Below are 19,552 nucleotides of genomic sequence, written 5' to 3' on the forward strand. Positions count from 1 at the left end.
GGACCGCACCGCGTGACGAAGACGATCCGCAACCGCCGACTCCGATACAGCGTCGTGATCGTCGCCGTGATCGCGCTCGTGGCGGTGTTCGTGATCCGCCTGGTCGACATCCAGGTGGTCCAGGCGGCCGAGCTCAACAAGGCCTCCAGCGCGAAGCGCAGCATCCCCGTGACGCTGTACGGCGCGCGTGGCTCGATCGTCGACCGCAACGGCACCGAGCTCGCCGACAGTGTCACGCGGTACAACATCACGACGGCCCCGCGCCTGGTGAAGGACTTCGAGGGCAAGCTCGGCGGGACCCGCACGAAGGACATCACCGTCGACGACGCCCTCGCCGCGATCGCGGAGGCATCCGGCGGCGACGCGGCCGCCATGAAGAAGGCCATCGAGGCGAACCCGAAGTCGGACTTCGCCTACCTGGTCAAGGGCCTCGACGTGAAGCACTACGAGGCGGTCCAGGCCCTCGACGTGCCATGGCTCTACCCGCAGCAGCAATCGGCCCGGACGTACCCGACCGGTGCGACGACGGGCAACATCACCGGGTTCATGGGCACCGACGGCGCCCAGGCCGGTCTGGAGTACGCGTACAACAAGTGCCTCGCCGGCACGAACGGCTCCGAGACGTACGAGCGCGGTGAGGACGGTGTGCAGCTCCCGGGCAGCACGGTCACCACCAAGGAGGCGAAGGACGGCGGCACGCTCGAGACCACGATCGACAGCGACCTGCAGTACATGGCAGCGCAGGACATCGCCGACGCCGCCCAGCAGCTCGGCGCGGTGTCCGCGACCGCCACGGTGGTGAAGGCGAAGACCGGCGAGGTGCTCGCGGTCGCCGACTACCCGACGGTCGACCCGAACAACGTCGACGGCACCACCGACAAGGGCGCGTTCGGGTCCAGGGCACTGACCGACACGTACGAGCCGGGGTCGACGATCAAGGCGGCCATCGCGGCCGCGCTGATCGACCAGGGCAAGGCCACGCCGACGACCGGTGTCACCGTGCCGTACTCCCGCACGTTCCCCTGGGGCGGCACGATCCACGACTCCGAGTTCCACGAGACCGAGAACCTGACGCTCACCGGCATCCTCCGCGACTCGTCGAACGTCGGCATCACCGAGCTCGGCTCCCGCTTGACCGAGCAGCAGCGCTACGACGTCATGAAGAAGTTCGGCCTGTTCCAGCCGGAGTCGGCGATCGACTACCCGGGCCAGCCGGGCATGCAGTACGGTGCGAGCCCGAACTGGGACCAGCAGACGGACATCAACTCGATGTTCGGGCAGGGCATCTCGACGACGGCCATGCAGGTCGCCAGCATCTACCAGACCATCGCCAACGACGGCGTCCGCATCCCGCTGCACTTCGTCAAGGGCTGCACGACGGCCGACGGCACCACGATCGACGCGCCCGACGTGCAGAGCGAGCGCGTCGTGTCCGCGAGCGCCGCGACGCAGGTCACCGACATGCTCCAGAGCGTGGTCACCGGTGGCACGCTCGTGGGCATGAAGCCGATCTCCGGCTACAACATCGCCGCGAAGACGGGGACCGCCGAGGTCGCGGAGGGCTCGAAGGGCTACGGCTCGGAGCGCATCACCTCGGTGGCCGGAATGGCACCCGCCGAGGACCCCCAGTATGTTGTCACGGTGACGTTCACGAAGCCGCAGGCCAACAAGTGGTCCAGCGGAGCGGCTCCGGCGTTCCGCACACTCATGTCCCAGGTGCTCGAGAAGTACCGTGTCGCCCCCTCCACGACAGAGGCGAAGACCTACCCGTCGACGTGGTAGACCCACCCGTCCACGTGGAGAGGAAGAAGGAGCACTTGTCCGCACGGATCCCCCCGGTCCTCCGACCCGAACACCCGACCCCGAGGGCCGTGGCCGAGCTGGCCAACGCCTTCGGCCTGCGGGTCGTCGGTTCGCTCGACGCGGTCGAGACGACCGGTGTCACGCTGAGCGCTGCCGAGGTGCAGCCGGGTGACCTGTTCGTCGGCGTGCACGGTGCGAACCGGCACGGCGCGGAGTTCGCGACCCAGGCCGCGGAGCGCGGTGCCGTCGCGGTCCTGACCGACGCCGACGGCGTGGCGCTGGCCGAGCCGTCCGGGCTGCCGGTCCTGGTCGTCGACGACCCCCGAGCGGCGCTCGGCGACGTCTCGGCGTGGGTCTACCGCACGCACCCGGACGAGGCGACCGATCTGCCGCAGCTCTTCGCGGTCACGGGCACGAACGGCAAGACCAGCACGTCGTACATCCTCGAGGGGATCCTCAAGCAGCTCGGCCTGGTCTCCGGCCTCAGCTCCACCGCGGAGCGCCACATCGGCTCGCTCAGCGTCACGAGCCGGCTCACGACCCCCGAGGCGAGCGAGATGCACGCACTCCTCGCCCGCATGCGCGAGAGCGAGGTCCGCGCCGTCGCCGTCGAGGTGAGCGCGCAGGCCCTCAGCCGGCACCGTGTCGACGGCATCGTCTTCGACGTCGTGGCGTTCACGAACCTCAGCCACGACCACCTCGACGACTACGCCGACATGGAGGAGTACTACCAGGCGAAGCTGCCGCTGTTCCAGCCGGAGCACGGTCGTCGCGGCGTCGTCTCGCTCGACACCGACTGGGGTCAGCGCGTCGTCCAGGACTCCCGCATCCCGGTCACGACCATCACCGTGCACCCCGAGGTCGAGGCCGAGTGGCACGTCGACATCGTCGACGCGCACGCCGCGTACACGGAGTTCCGTCTGACCGGCCCCGAGGGTCGCGAACTCACCACCCGGGTGCCGCTCATCGGCTGGCACATGGCCGCGAACGCCGCGCTGGCGATCGTGATGCTCGTCGAGGGCGGCTTCGAGCTGGGGGCGATCGCGCACGCGCTCGAGAGCAACCACCGGCACTACGAGGACGGTGCGGACCAGACCGTCAGCGCCATCGAGTGCTACCTGCCCGGCCGCACCGAGCGGGTCTCCGGCGACCGCGGGCCGAGTGTCTACGTGGACTTCGGGCACAGCCCCGACGCGTTCCTCAACACCCTCGCCGCCGTGCGCCAGTTCACCCCGGGCAAGGTCGTCATGCTGTTCGGCGCCGACGGCGATCGCGACACGACGAAGCGCGGCGACATGGCCAGGGTCGCGGCCGAGGGCTCCGACATCCTCGTCGTGACCGACCATCACCCCCGCTTCGAGGACGCCGCGTCCATCAGGAAGACCCTGGTCGACGCCGCCCGCGAAGCGTTCCCGGACCACGAGATCCACGAGGTCAGCCCGCCGGAAGCGGCGATCCGCACCGCGGTGGGGCTCGTCGGCGAAGGGGACTCGATCCTGTGGGCCGGCCCCGGCCACCAGGACTATCGCGACATCCAGGGCGTCAGGACCCCGTACTCCGCCCGCGACGAGGCCCGTGCGGCCCTCCGTGAGGCCGGCTGGGAGCCGAACGCCGGCCCGGTGGAGGAAACGCGATGATCGCCCTCTCCCTCGCCGAGATCGCCGCCGCGGTCGACGGCGAGCTCGTTCGCGGTGCCGCCGACACGGTCGTGGACGGCTCCGTCGAGACCGACTCCCGCCTGGTCACTGCCGGCAGCGTCTTCTTCGCCCTGCTCGGCGAGGAGACCGACGGACACCGGTTCGTGCCGTCGGCCGCCGAGTCCGGTGCAGCCCTCGTGATCACCGAGCACGAGGCCGAGCTGCCGGACGGCACCGCGACCGCCCAGATCGTCGTCGCGGACGGGTACGCCGCCCTCGCCGCACTGGCACACGAGGTGGTCGCCCGCGTCCGCGCCGGTGGCGGCCTCAAGGTCGTCGGGATCACCGGCTCGAACGGCAAGACGAGCACGAAGAACATGCTGCGGACCATCCTGCAGCAGCACGGCGAGACCGTCGCGCCCGAGGGCTCGTTCAACAACCACGTCGGCGCACCGATCTCGATGCTCCGGATCACGCACGACACCCGCTACCTGGTGGTCGAGATGGGTGCGAGCGGCATCGGCCACATCGCCAAGCTCGTCCGCATCGCCGAACCCGACGTCGGTGTCGTCCTCAAGGTCGGCCTCGCCCACGCGGGCGAGTTCGGCGGCATCGAAGCGACGCAGCGCGCGAAGTCCGAGATGGTCACCGACCTGCCGGCCAGCGCGACCGCACTCCTCAACGTCGACGACGACCGCGTCGCCGCCATGCGCGGCCTCACGGCCGCCCGCGTCGTCGGCTTCGGCACGTCGGACGATGCCGACTACCGCCTGTCCGGTGTGTCCACGGACCGCGACGGCACGCGCTTCACGCTCACCGCGCCTCCCGTCCGGTCGGAAACCGACCAGCAGCAGCCGGGAGGCTCGGCGCAGGTCCCCGAGACCGTCGACGTCCGCCTCGCCATCCTGGGCGAGCACCACGCGATGAACGCGACGGCCGCGCTGGCCGTCGCGCACCGCTGGGGCGTCCCACTGGCCGACGGCGCCGCCGCGCTCGCGTCGATGACGCGTGCCGAGCGCTGGCGCATGGAGCTGCTCCAGGGCGGCCCCGACGGCGTCACCGTGATCAACGACGCGTACAACGCGTCGCCCGACTCGACCGCCGCCGCGCTCCGCACCCTCGCACAGGTCGTGCGACCGGGGGAGCGCACCATCGCCGTGCTCGGCGAGATGGCCGAGCTCGGCGAGTACTCCGTCGAGGAGCACGACCGCATCGGTCGGCTCGTCGTGCGTCTCGGCATCGGACAGCTCGTGGTCGTCGGCCGCGGCGCGATGCCCATCCACCATGCCGCCACCCTCGAGGGATCGTGGGACGGCGAGTCCGTGTTCATCGAGGACGTCGACGACGCCGTCCACACCCTGCAGGAGATGGTCCGCCCCGGCGACGTCGTCCTCGTCAAGTCCTCGAAGTCGGCCGGGCTGCGATTCCTCGGCGACCGTCTCGGAGGTGTCTCCGTATGATCGCCCTCTTGATCGCCGGCGCCGTGTCGCTGGTGTTCACACTGCTGCTCACGCCCCTGTTCATCAAGCTGTTCCACCGCCTCGGCTGGGGACAGTTCATCCGCGACGACGGGCCGCAGTCACACCACACCAAGCGCGGCACCGCGACGATGGGTGGCATCGTCCTGATCCTCGGCACGGTGATCGGGTACTTCGTCGGCCACCTGGTCGGGCGTGACTCGATCACGCTGTCCGGTGTGCTCGTGCTGTTCCTGATGGTCGGGCTCGGACTCGTCGGCTTCGTCGACGACTTCCTCAAGGTCCGTCGCCAGCGCAGTCTCGGTCTCGGCGGGTGGGCGAAGATCCTCGGGCAGGTCATCGTCGGCGTCATCTTCGCCACGATCGCCCTCGTCGTCCCGAGCGCGAACGGCAAGCCGCCGGCATCCACGATGGTGTCCGCGATCCGTGACATCCCGTGGCTCGACTTCATGGCGCTCGGCACGGTCATCGGCACGATCCTGTTCCTGGCGTGGATCGTCTTCCTGACGGTCGCGACCTCGAACGGGGTGAACGTGGCCGACGGCCTGGACGGGCTCGCGACCGGATCGAGCATCCTCGCGATCGGGTCCTACGTCATCATCTCGTTCTGGCAGTCCAACCAGATGTGCGGCGGTGCCCGACTGGACGCGAACACGGAGCACGCCTGCTACACGGTGGCGAACCCGCTCGACCTCGCGGTCGTGGCGGCCGCGGTCTGCGGCGGCCTGATCGGGTTCCTCTGGTACAACACGTCCCCCGCGCAGATCTTCCTCGGCGACACGGGCTCGCTCGGCCTCGGTGGTGCGCTGGCCGGTCTGGCGATCCTCAGCCGCACCGAGCTCCTGCTCATCCTGATCGGTGGCCTGTTCTTCATCGTCACCGGCTCGGTCATCCTGCAGCGGGCGTACTTCAAGATCACCGGCGGCAAGCGCATCTTCCGGATGAGTCCGCTGCACCACCACTTCGAGCTCAAGGGCTGGGCGGAGGTGACGGTCGTCGTACGGTTCTGGATCATCGCCGGACTCTGTGTCGCGGCCGGCATCGGGCTCTTCTACCTGGAATGGATCGCGCGCGTTGGCTGACCGTCTGGATGGTCTCGACAGCTGGTACTCGGAGGGCTGGAAGGGCCTCGACGTCGCCGTGCTCGGCCTCGGCGCGACCGGGTTCTCGGTCGCGGACACGCTCGTCGAGCTCGGCATCACCGTCACGGTGTACTCCACCGACGCGCCGTCCGACAGCGTCGAACTCCTCGCGGTGATCGGCGCCCGCTTCGTGCAGACCCCGCTGGACTCGGTGCCTGCCGCGCTGCAGGACCAGGCGCCGGACCTCGTCGTGGTGTCGCCCGGCCTGCCGCCGCACAACCCGACCGTGCAGTGGGCAGTGGAGCACAGCAGCGTCTGGGGTGACATCGAGCTCGCCTGGCGCGTGCGCGACAAGGTCGTCCGCGGGCCGGTCGCCGCTCCGTGGGTGACGATCACCGGGACCAACGGCAAGACCACCACGACCCAGCTCACCACCGCGATGTACGAGGCCGAGGGACTGCGGGCAGTCGCCTGCGGCAACATCGGTGTTCCCGTGCTCGACGTCGTGCGCGACCCGGACGGCTTCGACGTCCTCGTGGTCGAGCTCTCCAGCCACCAGCTGCACTACATGGCCGACTCCGGCGACGGTGCGGTGCTGCCGCTCGCGTCGGCGTGCCTGAACATCGCCGACGACCACCTCGAGTGGCACGGGTCCGCCGCGGCCTACCGCGCGGCGAAGGCGAAGGTCTACGAGCGGACCGTCCTGGCGTGCGTCTACAACGTCACCGACGAGGTCACCCGCGCCATGGTCGAGGACGCCGACGTCGTGGAGGGCTGCCGTGCCGTGGGCTTCACGCCGGGCATCCCCGCCCCCGGCGAGGTCGGGGTCGTCGAGGACGTCCTCTGCGACCGGGCCTTCACCGAGGACCGGCAGAAGAGCGCGCTCGAGCTGGCCACGCACGCCGACCTCGAGCAGGCCGGGCTCGCGAGCCCGCACATGACGATGAACGTCCTCGCCGCCGCCGCCCTGGCGCGTGCGGGTTCCGTCCGCCCGAGCTCGATCCAGACCGCCGTGCAGGCCTTCCGCGCCGACCACCACCGGACCGAGCTCGTGGCCACGGCCGACGGCATCGCCTGGGTCGACGACTCGAAGGCCACGAACCCGCACGCCGCGACCGCGTCGCTGTCGTCGTTCGAGTCCGTGGTCTGGGTCGTCGGTGGCCTGTTCAAGGGCGTCGACATCGACGGGCTGGTCGAGCGCTTCGGCCCCACCGCACGTGGCGTCGTCGTGATCGGGACCGACCGCGGACCCGTGCTCGAGGCATTCGCGCGACACGCGCCGTCGGTGCCCGTCCTGCAGGTCGAAGCATCGGACACTGATCAGGTCATGCCCGAGGCGGTCCGGCATGCCGCCTCGGTCGCGAGACCGGGCGACACGGTCCTCCTCGCCCCGGCTGCAGCGTCGTTCGACCAGTTCGGCTCCTACGCGGACCGAGGCGAGCGCTTCGCGGCGGCGGTCCACGAGCACCTGGGAGGAAACGCCGATGGCGACGACGGATCTTCCGAACGGCCGTAGCGGTCGCGTGACCACGTCCACCCAGAACGCCGCGCGTCGCACGAACGGCGCGGTCGTCGCCGTCAAGAACGTCTTCGTCGCCGAGTCCAGCTCGTTCTACACGATCCTCGGCGTCACCCTGTTCCTCGTCGTCTTCGGCGTCGTGATGGTGCTGTCGTCCTCGAGCGTCGAGCAGTACAAGGAGACGCACGACTTCTTCGGCGCCTTCACCCGACAGGGCATGTACGCCGTGATCGGTGTCCCGCTCATGCTCATCGCCAGCAGGCTCCCCGTGGCGTTCTGGCGGAAGTGGGCGATGTGGATCGTCGGCGTCGGCCTCGTCGTGCAGGCGCTCGTCGTGCTGACGCCCCTCGGCTACTCGATCCAGGGCAACCGGAACTGGATCCGCCTGGGGTCGTTCACGGCGCAGCCCTCCGAGATCCTCAAGCTCGCGCTGGTGCTCGGCATCGGCGCGATCATGTACGTCAAGCGCGACAAGCTCGACGACTGGAAAGAGGTCTTCGTCCCGGTCGGGATCGCGAGCCTGCTGTCGATCGGCCTGGTGCTCGTCGGCGGTGACCAGGGCACGGCGATGATCATGATGATCCTGGTCTTCGGGTCGCTGTTCGTCGGGGGAGCGCGGCTCCGGCACCTGCTCGTCGGGGTCATCGGCATCGCCGTGCTGCTGCCGTTCGTCACCATGGCGTCGAGTTCCCGGTCGTCCCGCATCAGCGCGTGGCTCTCCGGCTGCACCGACACCAGCCAGTACCAGGACCTCTGCTGGCAGCCGGTCCACGGCATGTGGGCGCTGGCGTCCGGTGGTGTGTTCGGCGTCGGGCTCGGCAACTCCAAGGCGAAGTGGTCGTGGCTCCCGGAGGCCGACAACGACTACATCTTCGCGATCATCGGCGAGGAGCTCGGCCTCATCGGCGCCGTCGTGGTGCTCGCCCTCTTCGTGGTGCTCGCGATCGGGATGATCAAGGTCATCCGGCTCTCGAACGACCCCTTCGTGCGCACCGTGACGGGTGGTGTGCTGGCCTGGGTGATCGGGCAGGCGCTCGTGAACATCGGCGTCGTCCTCGGGCTGCTGCCCGTGCTCGGCGTGCCGTTGCCGCTCATCTCCGCCGGTGGATCCGCGCTCATCATGACCCTCGTCGCGATCGGCGTCGTGCTGTCCTTCGCCCGCGAACTCCCCGGGAAGCACGATCTGCCCCGGACGACCGACCTTCGGAACGGATCACTCCGGTGAGCACCTACCTCTTCGCCGGCGGCGGCACCGCCGGACACGTCAACCCCCTGCTCGCGGTCGCGGACCGGCTGACGGAGCGTTCCCCCGAGGACTCCGTCATCGTGCTCGGCACCGCGGAGGGACTCGAGTCGCGACTCGTCCCGATGCGCGGGTACGAGCTGCTGACCATCCCGCGGCTGCCGTTCCCGCGGAAGCCGAACGCCGCGGCGCTGCGGTTCCCGAAGGCGTTCTGGGCGGCGGTCAAGCGCACCGAGCAGATCATCCGCGAGCGACAGGTGGACGTGGTCCTCGGCGTCGGCGGCTACGCCTCCGCACCGGCGTACATCGCCGCGAAGCGCACCGGCACGCCGATCGTCGTGCACGAGCAGAACGCCAAGCCCGGGCTGGCGAACCGGCTCGCCGCGTTCCTCACCGGGTACGTCGGCGTGACGTTCTCGAACACCCGCCTCCGGAACTCCCGTGTCGTCGGCATGCCGCTGCGCCGCGAGATCGAGTCGCTCGACCGGCGGGCGAGCCGCGCGGAGGGCCTGGCCGAGTTCGGCCTCGACCCCGCACGACCGGTGCTCCTGGTCACCGGCGGGTCGTCCGGTGCCCGGAGCATCAACCGCACGATCAACCGCTCCGCAGCGACCATCGTCGGCGCCGGGTGGCAGGTGCTGCACGTCGTCGGCGGCAAGTCCGACATCGGTCCGAGCGGCCTCGACGGCTACACGGTCCTGCCGTACTGCGACCGGATGGACCTGGCGTACGCGGCGTCCGACTTCGTGGTCTCCCGCTCCGGCGCCGGCATGGTCTGCGAGCTCACGGCCGTCGGGCTGCCGAGCGTCCTGGTGCCGTACCCTGTCGGCAACGGCGAGCAGCGGCACAACGCCCGCGACGTCGTCGGCGCCGGGGGAGCGGTGCTCGTCGCCGACGAGGAATTCGACCAGGACTGGGTGACGTTCCAGCTCCTGGGCATCCTGCAGGACCGCTCCCGCATCGCGAACATGGCGGTGCAGGCCGGCAGCGTCGGCCATCGCGACGGTGCGGACCGGATGACAGACCTCGCCCTCGACGCGGCGCGTTCGAGCGGCAGCACCACGGAGGAACCATGACCATCAAGCCGGACCTGACCCAGCCGATCCCGGACGACCTCGGCACGGTGCACTTCGTCGGCATCGGCGGCTCCGGCATGAGCGGCATCGCCCGGATGTTCCTGGCAGCAGGACACACCGTGACGGGCAGCGACTCCCGCGAGACCGCGACGACCGGCCGGATGCGCGAGCTCGGCGCCGACGTCCACATCGGGCACGACGCCGCGAACGTCGGTGACGCCGACACCATCGTCGTGACGAGTGCGCTCTGGCCGGACAACCCCGAACTCCTCGAGGCCCAGCGCCGCGGTCTGCCGGTGCTGCACCGTTCCCAGGCCCTCGCGGCGCTGATCGCCGAGCACCGGTTGGTCGCGGTCGCCGGGGCACACGGCAAGACCACCTCGACGGGCATGATCGTCACCGCGATGGTCGAGCTGGGTCTGGACCCCAGCTTCGTCAACGGCGGCGTGATCCAGTCCCTCGGCACCAGCTCTGCCCCCGGCTCGAGCGACCTGTTCGTGGTCGAGGCCGACGAGTCCGACGGCTCCTTCCTGCTCTACGACGTCGCCGTCGCGCTCATCACGAACGTCGACGCCGACCACCTCGACCACTACGGCAGCGAGGACGCCTTCATCGACGCCTTCGTCGAGTTCGCGGCCAAGGCGAGCGAGACCGTGGTCGTGTCGAGCGACGACGCCGGCGCGAAGCGCGTGACAGCGGGTGTCCGCTCCCGACCGGACGCTCCGGCGATCACCACGTTCGGCGAGGCCACCGACGCCGATGTCCGCATCGAGCGCATCGTGGAGTCCGCCGGCGTCGAGGTCGACTTCCGGGCGGCGGGCGAGTCCCACCACCTGACCCTCCGCGTCCCCGGCCGGCACAACGCGATCAACGCGGTCGGCGCCTTCGCGGTGCTCACCGGCCTCGGCGTCGCCCCGGCAGACGCGATCCGCGGCATCGAGGCCTTCGGTGGCACCGAGCGCCGCTTCGAGCTGCACGGCGTCGAGCGCGGCGTCTCGGTCTACGACGACTACGCCCACCACCCGACCGAGGTCGCCGCGGCGCTCAAGGCGGCGAGGAACGTCGTCGGCGACGGCCGCATCATCGCGATCCACCAGCCGCACCTGTACTCGCGCACCCAGCTGATGGCCGGGGACTTCGCGAAGGTCTACGAGGAGCTCGCGGACCACACCGTCGTCCTCGACGTCTACGGTGCGCGGGAGGACCCGGTCCCCGGCGTCACCGGCGCACTCGTCCAGGAGCGCTTCGCCGACCAGTCCCGCGTCGAGTTCCTGCCCGACTGGGCAGCGGCGTCCGCGCGCGCTGCGGCGGTCGCCCGTGACGGCGACATCATCATGACGCTCAGCTGCGGCGACGTGTACCGCATCATCCCGCAGGTCCTCGAGGCGCTGTCGCGGTGAAGCGACCAGAGGGCTTCGACGAGGGTCCGGCCCAGCCGGAGGCCCCGGTCGAGCACGACCGCGCACCGCGTGAGCGACGGGTACCGCGACTCCCGCGGCTGCCCGTCCGCCGCGGTGCCGGTGACGGCCAGGAGGCCCGGCCCGACCCCGTCACGCCGGCTCCGGAGCCGAAGCGGCCGGCTCCGGCGACCACCGGACTCCGCACACCGCACCCCGCTGCGAACGTCGCGCCCCCGCGCGACGGGGCGCGACGTCCGCAGGAGGGCGCGATGCCAGACGGCGGCGCGCTCGACGCCAGCGAGCACGGCGAACGCGAGCACGTGGCGACCGTCACCGACGTGGTCGACGCGACCACTGCCTCCCGTCCGAGCAGTCCGGAACACGCCGAGGAGACGCCCATCGGCGCCCGCGTCCGCGCCGCCGAGACCGCGCGCGAAGCGCGCGTCGCCCGCAAGCGCCGGAAGCTCCTCGAACGAGCCGAGGTCCGTCGGTTCACCCGCCGCTCCCGCCACCGTCGCGTCGCGTGGGCCACGGCCGGCGGTGTCGTCGTCGTCCTCGGCGTCTCCATCCTCGTCGCCGTGTACTCGCCGCTGATGGCGCTCCGGACGATCGAGATCAAGGGAACCAGCCGTGTCGACGACGCGGCGCTCCGCCAGGCACTGTCCGAGCAGATCGGCACGCCGCTCGCCCGGCTCGACTTCGGTGCGATCAAGAAGGACATCGCGGGCTTCCCGCTCATCGAGAGCTACGTCACCGAGGAGGAGCCGCCGAACACGCTCGTCGTCACCGTGACGGAGCGCTCCCCGGTCGTCGCCGTCAAGACGGGCGACTCGTTCTCGCTCGTCGACCCCGCGGGCATCGTCGTGCAGTCCTCGCCGACGCAGCCGGACACGATGCCCCTGGCGGACATCGGCTCCGCGAAGCTGGGCTCGAGCGTGTTCCGCACGATGACGGAGGTCGTCCTCGCGCTGCCGTCGACGGTCCGCGCGCAGGTGTCCGGCGTCTCGGCCACCACGGCGGACGACGTCACGCTGACCATGAAGGACGGCTCCCGGGTCGTGTGGGGGAGCCCGGACGAGTCCGACGCGAAGGCCGCACTGCTCGACGCCCTCGTGAAGGACCACGCCTCCCGTGACCCGAACACCGCGGTCGAGTACGACGTCTCAGCCCCGGACAACGGCATCATCCGCGCCCAGTCGTAGGCTGGCCGGGGAATTGCGGGACCGCATCTCCCGACACGCGGCGTGGCGGCACGACAGCGCAGCGAGCGCACCCGTAGCGTCGTTGCAAGCACCACACCTAGCAGCAAAGACCCTGAACTTCAAGTAGAGGTTGAGGGTTCAACCGGAGGCCGGACTGACGTGACCACGAACCACAACTACCTCGCCGTCATCAAGGTCGTCGGTGTCGGCGGCGGCGGCGTCAACGCCGTCAACCGCATGATCGAGCTGGGCCTCCGTGGGGTCGAGTTCATCGCGATCAACACCGACGCCCAGGCCCTGCTGCTCAGCGACGCCGACGTCAAGCTCGACGTCGGTCGCGAGATCACCCGTGGCCTCGGCGCCGGCGCGGACCCCGAGGTCGGCCGTCGTGCCGCCGAGGACCACGCCGAGGAGATCGAAGAGGCCCTCGCGGGTGCCGACATGGTCTTCGTGACCGCCGGCGAGGGTGGTGGCACCGGCACCGGTGGCGCGCCCGTCGTCGCACGCATCGCGAAGTCGATCGGTGCACTCACCATCGGCGTGGTCACGAAGCCGTTCAGCTTCGAGGGCAAGCGCCGGCAGTCGCAGGCCGAGAACGGTGTCTCCGGGCTGAAGGACGAGGTCGACACGCTCATCGTCGTGCCGAACGACCGCCTGCTCGAGATCTCCGACCGCGGCATCTCCATGGTCGAGGCGTTCGCGACCGCCGACCAGGTGCTCCTCGCCGGCGTCCAGGGCATCACCGACCTGATCACGACCCCCGGGCTGATCAACCTCGACTTCGCCGACGTGAAGAGCGTCATGCAGGGTGCCGGTTCGGCGCTCATGGGCATCGGGTCCTCGCGGGGAGCCGACCGTGCCATCAAGGCCGCCGAGCTCGCCGTCGCGTCCCCGCTGCTCGAGGCCTCGATCGACGGTGCGCACGGCGTGCTGCTCTCGATCCAGGGTGGCTCGAACCTCGGCATCTTCGAGATCAACGACGCCGCGCGTCTCGTGCAGGAAGCCGTGCACCCCGAGGCGAACATCATCTTCGGTGCCGTCATCGACGACACGCTCGGCGACGAGGTGCGCGTCACGGTCATCGCGGCTGGCTTCGACGGCGGCGAGCCGACGCAGCAGCTCAAGGAGCGTCGCTCGAGCTGGGTCGACCCCGAGGGCGGCTCGACCGTGCCCGTCGCCACCGGCGCGACCGGTGCCATCGAGGACTCGACCACCTCGTCGCCGTCCTGGGCGTCGCAGGAGCACGAGCCGCCGGCGCAGCGCGCTGCCGACCCGGCCTTCGACGGTGACGACGACGAGCTCGACGTCCCCGACTTCCTGAAGTAACGCCCTTGTCGGACGCTCCTCCGAGCCTCCAGGACCGGCTGGCCCGTGTCCGCGACGGCATCGCCGACGCGGCGCGGGCCGCTGGCCGTGACCCCGGCGAGCTCACGCTCGTCGTCGTGACCAAGTACCACCCGGCGTCGCTCGTCCGCGAGCTCGCGGCACTCGGCGTCACCGACGTGGGGGAGAACCGCCACCAGGAGGCGCAGGCCAAGGCGGCGGAGCTCGCCGACCTCGACCTGACGTGGCACTTCGTCGGGCAGCTCCAGTCCAAGAAGGCGCGTCAGGTCCGCCGGTACGCGCACGTGGTGCAGTCGCTCGACCGCGGTTCGGTCGTCGACGCGTTCGCGCCGACCGAGTCCGAGCCCGAGCCGCCGGTGATCGACGGCTTCGTGCAGGTCAACCTCACGGACGACCCCGGTCGTGGCGGGGTGGCGCCCGACGATGTCGAGGCGATGGTGGAGCGCGTCGTGGGCACGGGCACGATCGCCCTGCGCGGTGTGATGGCCGTCGCGCCGCTCGACGAGGAGCCCCGTCCGGCCTTCGCCCGGCTGCGGTCGATCTCCGAGCGCGTGCAGCGGATCGTGCCGACCGCGACGGACATCTCGGCCGGCATGAGCGGCGACTTCCCCGACGCCGTGCTCGAGGGCGCGACACACCTACGGATCGGCACGGCAATCACCGGAAACCGCCCGGTCTCGCCCTAGCCTCGTCGCAGGGCATCCACGAGCACGAACACCACTGGAGGAACCATGGCCGGTCCGTTGAAGAAGACGATGGTGTACCTCGGCCTCGCCGACGAGGAACTCGAGTACGAGGACGAGCAGCAGCAGGCGTCGCCGGCCCAGGCGCGCGCCCAGCAGCAGCAGTCGGCACCTCCCGCGGTGCAGCACGAGGCAGCACCGGCAGCGGCCCCCGCCGCCCCACCGGCAGCCACGGCGACCGCCCCCGCTCCGGCCGAGCCGAAGCACACCCACCAGCGCGGCGCCCAGGTCACCCCGCTCCGCCGCTCGCACACGACCGCACAGAAGGCGACCCCGGTCCAGGAAATGAACGAGATCCTCACCGTCCACCCGCGCGAGTACAAGGACGCCCAGTCCATCGCCGAGAGCTTCCGCGACGGGATCCCCGTCATCATCAACCTCTCGCAGATGACCGAGGCCGACGCCCGCCGCATGATCGACTTCGCGAGCGGCCTGTCCCTCGGTCTCTACGGCAAGATCGAGCGCGTCACCAACAAGGTGTTCCTGCTCTCCCCGGCCCACGTCGCAGTGAGTGGTGAGGCACCAGAGGTAGAGTCCGACATCGAGGCGTCCTTCTTCGCCCAGTCCTGAGTCGTCGCGTCGCTCGGTCCCCGTGACCGTGTGGCGCCGCCCAGGCCCACCCGCCCCGTACGCGGTGCCCTCCCGGCACCACGTACCCGAGACGAGCGAGCCGCACCGTGTCCGTGATCTTCACGATCCTGTACTTCCTCCTCCTGCTGTACTTCTTCGTGCTCTGGGGGCGGTTCGCGCTCGACATGGTGCAGGCGTTCAACCGGTCGTGGCGTCCCCGCGGCGGGATGCTCGTCGTCGCCGAGTTCGTCTACACGTTCACGGATCCGCCGATCCGGACCGTGCGCCGCGCTCTCCCGCCGCTGCGGATGGGGGCCGTCGCACTCGACTTCGGCTGGTCCATCGTGATGCTCGTCACGATCATCCTGATGAGCATCGTGCGGGTCATCTCGGTCACGGTCTGACCCGCAGCACTCGATCCACGTCGTCCGCGACGCGCCACGCCCAGGTCATGATCACGGATCGGGCCCCGCGTCGGTGTACGGTGGTCGGGATCGATGCCCGCTCCGGTGGGCATCCGCACCGGGAGTCTCGCCTGGTACATTCGCAGCGAGACGTTTCGGTTCCACACGTTCAGCAGTTCTATTGAGGTGACGGCAATGGCTTTGACGCCGGAAGACGTAGTCAACAAGCGGTTCCAGCCGACCAAGTTCCGCGAGGGCTACGACCAGGACGAGGTCGACGACTTCCTCGACGAGGTCGTGGTCGAGCTGCGTCGCCTGACCCAGGAGAACGACGAGCTCCGTCAGCGCCTGCAGGCCGCCGAGTCCGCGCCGAAGTCGGCCGAGACCGAGCAGCCCGCCCCCGCTGCAGAGCCCGAGCCGGAGCCGGCCCCGTCGCCGCCGCTCCCGAGCCCGCACCGGTGGCCGCTGCTGCAGCCCCGGCCGCCACGGTCAGCGCGGACGAGGACACCGAGGGCACCACGAACCTCCTGACGCTCGCGCGTCGTCTCCACGAGGAGCACGTCCGCGAAGGCGTCGAGAAGCGCGACGCGCTCATCGCCGAGGGCCAGGCCCAGGCCGCGCGCCTCGTCTCCGATGCAGAGGCCAAGCAGCGCCAGATCATCGCCGACACCGAGAACACCAACCGTCAGCGTGTTGCGGTGCTCGAGCAGGAGCGCACGCAGCTCGAGGGCAAGATCGACGAGCTCCGCACGTTCGAGCGCGACTACCGCGCCCAGCTGAAGAGCTACATCCAGAGCCAGCTCAGCGAACTCGACTCCTCGTCGGGCACCGAGCAGTCTGGTCTCACCCCCGCGCCGGCATCGGCGCAGGGCTTCGGCAACTGATTTGTCCCAGCAAGACCAACGAGCGAAGGTCAGTGTCCGCGCGATCGCGGCACTGGCCTTCGCCGCTGTCGTGGTGGTGGCGCTCGACCAGGGAGCGAAGGCCCTCGTCGTCGCGAACCTCCCGTACGGTCAGGTCGTCCCCGTGCTCGGGAACGCCCTGCAGTTCCTCTACGTCAGGAACCCCGGTGCCGCGTTCTCGTTCGCGGTGAACATGACCTGGGTGTTCTCGATCGTCTCCGCGGCCGTCGTGGTCGCGATCATCGTCTTCGCCCGGCGCATCCACTCGATGTGGTGGGCGATCGTGCTCGGCATGCTGCTCGGCGGGGCGCTCGGGAACCTGAGCGACCGGCTCTTCCGCGAGCCGGGGTTCGGGCAGGGGCACGTCGTCGACTTCATCTCGACGCCGTGGATGATGCCGGCGATCTACAACATCGCGGACTCGTTCATCTGCATCAGCATGGTGGTCTTCGTGCTGCTGGTCGTCTTCGGGGTGAACCTCGACGGCACCAGGACCGTCTCGTCGAAGAAGGGCGGACAGGAGGCTCCTGGCGACGCCGCCACGGACGCTGCGGTTCCCGAGTCGGGAACCGTCGCCGACGTCGCGGACACCAGCCGAGCCTCCCGTCCCTCGTCCGACTCGCTGGGGCACGACGCGACGTGACCGAGTCGCGTTCCCTGCCCGTCCCGGACGGGCTCGCCGGTGAGCGTGTCGACGCCGCCATCGCGAAGCTCCTCGGCTTCAGCCGGTCCTTCGCGGCCGACGTCGTGGCTGCCGGGGGCGTGCGCGTCGACGGTGCCGTCGTCGACAAGTCCGACCGGCTCCACGCGGACTCGTGGCTCGAGGTCGAATGGACCCCGAAGGAAGCGCCGCGGATCGTCCCCGCGGTCGTGCCCGGCATGACGATCGTCCACGACGACGAGGACATCGTCGTCGTCGACAAGCCCGTCGGCGTCGCCGCGCACCCGTCTCCCGGGTGGGACGGCCCCACCGTTCCCGGTGGCCTCGCCGCCGCCGGGTTCACCATCGCGACGTCCGGCGCCGCCGAGCGTGCTGGGATCGTGCACCGGCTCGACGTCGGAACTTCGGGGCTGATGGTCGTCGCGAAGACGGAGCTCGCGTACACGCACCTCAAGCGGGCGTTCAAGGAGCGCACGGTCGAGAAGGTCTACCACGCACTCGCGCAGGGGCACCCGGACCCGACTTCCGGCACGGTCGACGCGCCCATCGGACGGCACCCATCCAGCGACTGGAAGTTCGCGGTCACCTCCGACGGCAAGCCGAGCGTGACGCACTACGAGACGCTCGAGGCGTTCCGGTCGGCGACCCTGCTCGAGGTGCACCTCGAGACCGGGCGGACGCACCAGATCCGCGTGCACATGGCCGCGACCAGGCACCCGCTGGTCGGCGACACGATGTACGGCGCGGACCCGGTGCTCGCCGAGTCGCTCGGGCTGACGCGGCAGTGGCTGGACGCCGTCCGGCTCGGGTTCGCGCACCCGCGGACCGGCGACTGGGTCGAGTTCCAGGCCGAGTACCCGGAGGACCTGGCGCTCGCGCTCGAGAAGATCCGCAGCGCGTCGGTCTGATCGCGCGGACACGCCCGCCGGTCGTCGCGCGCGGACCATCGAGTGCGCAGTCGTGGCGGCCCGCCACTCGGTCGGGCCGCCACTGCTGCTCACTCGACGGTGCTCACTCGACGGTGCTCACTCGGTCCTGCTCACTCGACGGTGCTGGTCGCCGGCTGCCGGGCGGACGCGGACGTGGACACCGATGTCTCGCCACCGGCTGCCTGACGGCCGGGCAGCAGCAGCGCGAGCACCGTCGCGAACCCGGTGATGCCGATCGCCCACCAGAACGCCTGCTGGAAGGCCGCAGCCGCGTCGCCCCCGGCGGCGGCGCCCGCGAGCACGACGGCGAGCACGGCAGTCCCGAACGCGCCGCCGAGCTGCTGGGCGAGCCGGGTGATGGTGCTGGCGTGCGGCATCTCCGGTCGGTCGAGCCCGACGAAGCCGACGGCCATGATCGGGATCATCACGGCACCGAGGCCGAGCCCGCGGACGACGAGGACGAGTGCGATCCACCACTCGTTCGTGGAGCCGTCCGCGAAGGCGAAGGGGATCGTCGCCGCGAGGACCACGGCGAACCCGACGACCGCGACCAGCCGTGCGCCGATCCGGTCGGTGAGCCGTCCGGCGAGCGATCGACTGAGCAGTGAACCGACGCCCTGCGGGATGAGCAGCACCCCGGCGCCGAGCGCGTCCGTCCCACGCAGCTCCTGGAACGACAGCGGCAGCAGGAGCATCCCGCCGTACAGCGCCGCGCCCATCAGGAACATCAGCGTGGCCGCGGCGGCGAGCGGGCGGTGTCGGAGCAGGGCGAGGTCCACCAGGGCGGCACCCCGGCGGCGTGTTGCCCAGAGGACGAACGCGGCGAGCAGGACGACGCCGGCGCCGAGCGGGGCCCACACGTCGAACCGGGCGAAGCCGCCCGACCGGCTCGCGTTGCTCAAGCCGTAGAGGACGCCGACGACGGCGGGGGAGAGCAGCACGAGGCCCACGGCGTCCAGCCGCGCCGTGCCGACCGGTCCGTCCGCCGGCATGAACCGCCAGGCGAGGACGAGTCCGGCGACCGCGAACGGCACGTTCACCCAGAACAGCCACGGCCAGCTGCCGGCACCGAGGATGAGTCCGCCGATGACCGGGCCGAGGATCGGCCCGAGCGCGGTGGGCAGCGACGCGACCGACATGAGCTTGCCGACGTTCCGTCCACCGGCCGCCTGCATCAGGAGCGTGGTCAGCAGCGGCATCATCGCGCCGGCGCCGACGCCCTGGACGACGCGGAACGCGATGAGGCTCGGCGCGTCCCACGCGAGGGAGCACAGGATGCTGCCGATCAGGAAGACCACGAGCGACGCCATCCAGAGGCGCCGCCCGCCCACACGGTTCTGCAGCCACCCGACGAGTGGGACCGTGACGCCCATCGCGAGGAGGTAGCCGGTGCTGACCCACTGGATGGTGTCGACGCTGGCGTGCAGGTCGCGGCTGAGGGTGTGCAGCGCCACGCTCACGATCGTCGAGTCGAACAACGGTGCCATCGCACCGACGACCAGCGCGATGGCCAGTCTGCTGAGGTTCTTGTCCATTTGGAGATACGCTCCCGTTTCTTG

Annotated in this window: 16 protein-coding genes and 1 pseudogene; 16 read left to right on the top strand and 1 reads right to left on the bottom strand. The window is 70.4% G+C overall.

Translation table 11 applies throughout. The annotated features are described in order from the left end of the window. The first annotated feature begins 12 nt into the window (after nt 1-12). The 16 genes and pseudogenes from QK288_RS10010 to QK288_RS10085 all read left to right on the top strand — a co-directional run bounded on the left by QK288_RS10010 (nt 13) and on the right by QK288_RS10085 (nt 17,972). Nucleotides 13-1,782 carry a penicillin-binding protein 2 gene (locus tag QK288_RS10010; protein ID WP_281264179.1) on the top strand — a complete coding sequence of 590 codons (1,770 nt, stop codon included), beginning with the start codon at nt 13-15 and terminating at the stop codon, nt 1,780-1,782. A gap of 35 nt (nt 1,783-1,817) precedes the next feature. Continuing rightward, nucleotides 1,818-3,440 carry a UDP-N-acetylmuramoyl-L-alanyl-D-glutamate--2,6-diaminopimelate ligase gene (locus QK288_RS10015; RefSeq protein ID WP_281264180.1) on the top strand — a complete coding sequence of 541 codons (1,623 nt, stop codon included), beginning with the start codon at nt 1,818-1,820 and terminating at the stop codon, nt 3,438-3,440. Next, nucleotides 3,437-4,900: a UDP-N-acetylmuramoyl-tripeptide--D-alanyl-D-alanine ligase gene (gene murF, locus QK288_RS10020; protein WP_281264181.1), complete on the top strand. Its 1,464-nt coding sequence runs from the start codon at nt 3,437-3,439 to the stop codon at nt 4,898-4,900. The genes QK288_RS10015 and murF overlap by 4 nt, the downstream gene beginning before the upstream one ends. After that, the gene (mraY, locus tag QK288_RS10025; protein WP_281264182.1) at nt 4,897-6,000 is read left to right on the top strand and encodes a phospho-N-acetylmuramoyl-pentapeptide-transferase; all 1,104 of its coding nucleotides are present in this window, start codon (nt 4,897-4,899) and stop codon (nt 5,998-6,000) included. Before murF ends, mraY begins: the two co-directional genes overlap by 4 nt. Then, nucleotides 5,993-7,516 carry a UDP-N-acetylmuramoyl-L-alanine--D-glutamate ligase gene (gene murD / locus QK288_RS10030; RefSeq protein WP_281264183.1) on the top strand — a complete coding sequence of 508 codons (1,524 nt, stop codon included), beginning with the start codon at nt 5,993-5,995 and terminating at the stop codon, nt 7,514-7,516. The genes mraY and murD overlap by 8 nt, the downstream gene beginning before the upstream one ends. Nucleotides 7,517-7,523: 7 nt before the next feature. Continuing rightward, nucleotides 7,524-8,744 carry a putative lipid II flippase FtsW gene (gene ftsW / locus QK288_RS10035; protein WP_281264184.1) on the top strand — a complete coding sequence of 407 codons (1,221 nt, stop codon included), beginning with the start codon at nt 7,524-7,526 and terminating at the stop codon, nt 8,742-8,744. Further along, nucleotides 8,741-9,838 (top strand): UDP-N-acetylglucosamine--N-acetylmuramyl-(pentapeptide) pyrophosphoryl-undecaprenol N-acetylglucosamine transferase, encoded by a 1,098-nt coding sequence (locus tag QK288_RS10040; RefSeq protein WP_281264185.1) that lies wholly within the window; start codon nt 8,741-8,743, stop codon nt 9,836-9,838. The genes ftsW and QK288_RS10040 overlap by 4 nt, the downstream gene beginning before the upstream one ends. After that, the gene (murC, locus tag QK288_RS10045; RefSeq protein WP_281264186.1) at nt 9,835-11,238 is read left to right on the top strand and encodes a UDP-N-acetylmuramate--L-alanine ligase; all 1,404 of its coding nucleotides are present in this window, start codon (nt 9,835-9,837) and stop codon (nt 11,236-11,238) included. Before QK288_RS10040 ends, murC begins: the two co-directional genes overlap by 4 nt. Beyond that, a complete protein-coding gene (locus tag QK288_RS10050; RefSeq protein ID WP_281264187.1) occupies nt 11,235-12,440 on the top strand; it encodes an FtsQ-type POTRA domain-containing protein in 1,206 nt (401 codons plus the stop codon). The genes murC and QK288_RS10050 overlap by 4 nt, the downstream gene beginning before the upstream one ends. Nucleotides 12,441-12,599: 159 nt before the next feature. Further along, nucleotides 12,600-13,766, top strand: a complete 1,167-nt coding sequence (ftsZ, locus tag QK288_RS10055; protein ID WP_281264188.1) for a cell division protein FtsZ — start codon at nt 12,600-12,602, stop codon at nt 13,764-13,766. 5 nt (nt 13,767-13,771) lie between these two features. Next, nucleotides 13,772-14,470: a YggS family pyridoxal phosphate-dependent enzyme gene (locus tag QK288_RS10060; RefSeq protein WP_281264189.1), complete on the top strand. Its 699-nt coding sequence runs from the start codon at nt 13,772-13,774 to the stop codon at nt 14,468-14,470. A gap of 45 nt (nt 14,471-14,515) precedes the next feature. Next, nucleotides 14,516-15,097: a cell division protein SepF gene (gene sepF, locus QK288_RS10065; RefSeq protein ID WP_281264190.1), complete on the top strand. Its 582-nt coding sequence runs from the start codon at nt 14,516-14,518 to the stop codon at nt 15,095-15,097. Between the two features lie 107 nt (nt 15,098-15,204). Further along, nucleotides 15,205-15,501 carry a YggT family protein gene (locus tag QK288_RS10070; RefSeq protein WP_281264191.1) on the top strand — a complete coding sequence of 99 codons (297 nt, stop codon included), beginning with the start codon at nt 15,205-15,207 and terminating at the stop codon, nt 15,499-15,501. Between the two features lie 195 nt (nt 15,502-15,696). Next, nucleotides 15,697-16,385 (top strand): annotated as a pseudogene (locus QK288_RS10075) (DivIVA domain-containing protein). A gap of 1 nt (nt 16,386) precedes the next feature. Continuing rightward, nucleotides 16,387-17,046 carry a signal peptidase II gene (gene lspA / locus QK288_RS10080; protein ID WP_281264192.1) on the top strand — a complete coding sequence of 220 codons (660 nt, stop codon included), beginning with the start codon at nt 16,387-16,389 and terminating at the stop codon, nt 17,044-17,046. After that, on the top strand, nt 17,043-17,972 hold the full coding sequence (locus QK288_RS10085; RefSeq protein WP_281264193.1) for an RluA family pseudouridine synthase: 930 nt from the start codon (nt 17,043-17,045) through the stop codon (nt 17,970-17,972). Before lspA ends, QK288_RS10085 begins: the two co-directional genes overlap by 4 nt. A gap of 131 nt (nt 17,973-18,103) precedes the next feature. Here QK288_RS10085 and QK288_RS10090 read toward each other — a convergent pair whose 3' ends face one another. Then, a complete protein-coding gene (locus QK288_RS10090; protein ID WP_281264194.1) occupies nt 18,104-19,528 on the bottom strand; it encodes an MDR family MFS transporter in 1,425 nt (474 codons plus the stop codon). Between the last annotated feature and the right edge of the window lie 24 nt (nt 19,529-19,552).

It is taken from the genome of Curtobacterium sp. 9128 (genome assembly GCF_900086645.1).
In the GTDB taxonomy this organism is placed as follows: domain Bacteria; phylum Actinomycetota; class Actinomycetes; order Actinomycetales; family Microbacteriaceae; genus Curtobacterium.

Coding starts and splice junctions, on each gene's coding strand:
- murF (WP_281264181.1), top strand. CDS start 3,437: ATGATCGCCCTCTCCCTCGCCGAGATCGCCGCCGCGGTCGACGGCGAG.
- mraY (WP_281264182.1), top strand. CDS start 4,897: ATGATCGCCCTCTTGATCGCCGGCGCCGTGTCGCTGGTGTTCACACTG.
- murC (WP_281264186.1), top strand. CDS start 9,835: ATGACCATCAAGCCGGACCTGACCCAGCCGATCCCGGACGACCTCGGC.
- sepF (WP_281264190.1), top strand. CDS start 14,516: ATGGCCGGTCCGTTGAAGAAGACGATGGTGTACCTCGGCCTCGCCGAC.
- QK288_RS10090 (WP_281264194.1), bottom strand. CDS start 19,528: ATGGACAAGAACCTCAGCAGACTGGCCATCGCGCTGGTCGTCGGTGCG.